The organism is Corallococcus sp. CA049B, from assembly GCF_003611685.1.
Lineage (GTDB): Bacteria > Myxococcota > Myxococcia > Myxococcales > Myxococcaceae > Corallococcus > Corallococcus coralloides.
The window spans coordinates 1-1,507 of record NZ_RAWC01000446.1; the positions used below are offsets into that span (position 1 = coordinate 1).

Annotated in this window: 1 protein-coding gene; it reads right to left on the bottom strand. The window is 72.3% G+C overall.

All coding sequences use genetic code 11. From position 1 onward, the window contains the following. On the bottom strand, positions 1 to 1,323 hold a 1,323-nt coding region (locus tag D7W82_RS39600), incomplete at its 3' end, for a YhjD/YihY/BrkB family envelope integrity protein (RefSeq protein ID WP_120623177.1). Between the last annotated feature and the right edge of the window lie 184 nt (positions 1,324 to 1,507).

Sequence of the window (1,507 nt, forward strand, 5' to 3'; positions counted from 1 at the left end):
GAGCAGCCCCGGGCGCAGGGGTGTCACCAGGTCCAGCCACCGGGTGCGGCGCAGCAGGTCGACCCCGGCACAGTCGGCCGCCTGGAACAGGGGTTCGAACTGTTCGAAGCCCGGGGCCTTGGGGCCCGTCCATGTCTCCGGGCCGCCGGTGATCATCACCCCGTGCACGGCGAGCGTGGTGTCGGCGAGCGTGATTTCGGCGGGGTCCCGCGTGGGACGCAGGCCGCCCCGCCGTCCCCGTTCCAGCAGGCGGGCTTCCACCAGGCGGTCCACCACCTCGTGCACCAGCGACTCCGGCACGCGCAGCCGCGTGGCCAGCTCCCGGGGCAGGGGCGGGGTGGCGCCATCCACCCAGCACAGGGTGACGTCCTGGGCGACGCGCGCGCCCACCAGCTCGTGCGCGCGCGGGTGGCTGCCGAAGGCGAAGAGGGAGTCGCGGAAGGAGACGTGCTCCACGGCGTAGGACAGCCGGGCGCCGAACAGCATCACCAGCCAGCTCACGTACACCCAGGCGAGGAACAGGGGCAGGGCGCCCAGCGACGCGTAGAGGGGGTTGTAGAGGAAGCTGCGCGCGGCGAACTCGGCGTACACCTGCTTCGCCAGCATCCAGCCCAGGCCGGCCACCAGTCCGCCCGCCAGCGCCGAGCGCACGCGCACGTGGGCGTAGGGCGTCCAGAGGTACAGCAGCGTCAGGCTGCCCATGGCGATGAGCATGGTGCCCACCCCGATGAAGAACGGCGCGGAGGGGGCGTGGCTCTGCAGCAGCATGCGGACCCGGCCCGTGCCGGAGAAGGAGATGGCCAGGAAGATGGGCCCCAGCAGCAACAGGCCCGCGTAGATGGACAGGCGCGTCAGCCACGGGCGCTGGCGCCGGATGCCCCACAGCTCGTTCACCGCGCCGTCGATGTGGCGCAGCAGCGAGCCCGCTGACAACAGCACCGCGAGGAAGCCCACGCTGCCCACCGCGATGGAGTCGCCCGGGTGCAGGAACCGGTCGAGCAGGGCGGCGGACTCCTCGCTGACCCCCGGCGCCAGCACCTCGGAGATGACGAAGCGCAGCTTCCGCTGGAACTGCTCCTGGTGGAGCGTGCGCAAGAGCACGATGCCCACCGTCAAGAGCGGCACCAGCGAGAACATGCTGATGTACGTGAGCGCGGCGGCGCGCAGGCGCAGGTTCTCGCCCATGAAGCCGCGCGCCACGGTGCGCCCCGCGAAGAAGATGTCCGCCGCGAAGCGCCCCGCCGACGTGGCCCCGAGGGGTGCCCACGCGCGGGCCGCTGTCTGGACCGCCCAGGCCCGTGCGCGCACCAGCGAACGCCGCACGCGCCAGGACAGCTTCCGGAGCCTCAAGACTCCCTCCCGGTGTGCTTCCAGCCCGGTACGGCCAGGGCGCGGGAGTCCACGAGCGTGCGAAGGCGCGAAGGCGAGCGGTTCATCCCGGGCGATTCAGATGGGGCCAGGGACTCGACGACACCCCCGGCGTGGAAGTGCCACCGTAGCCAAACCC